The organism is Methylobacterium nigriterrae (assembly GCF_037106235.1).
In the GTDB taxonomy this organism is placed as follows: domain Bacteria; phylum Pseudomonadota; class Alphaproteobacteria; order Rhizobiales; family Beijerinckiaceae; genus Methylobacterium; species Methylobacterium nigriterrae.
Map to the genome: position 1 here is coordinate 1 of NZ_JBAWTG010001138.1, position 208 is coordinate 208.

Consider the following 208-nt stretch of genomic DNA (forward strand, 5'->3'; position numbering starts at 1 on the left):
GGGCGATGCCGGAATGCGTCTCGATCAGCTCGGTGAGTCTTGCGCGCGGGATGTCGACGACGGAGCAGGGCGTGAGCGCGCCCAGCCGCATGTCGCGCGTGGAGGGGCTGGAGCTGTGCATGCGGCAGAGGTCGCCCGGCACGGCAAAGGAGACGATCCGGCGGCCGCCCTGCCAGAGGGTCTTGTAGCGCCCGGCGATGCCGCTCAT

The 208-nt window shown here is 70.7% G+C and carries 1 pseudogene; it reads right to left on the minus strand.

Annotated features, from left to right (window positions below):
- Positions 1-208, minus strand: a pseudogene (locus WDW90_RS41360) (Crp/Fnr family transcriptional regulator); the annotation flags it as partial.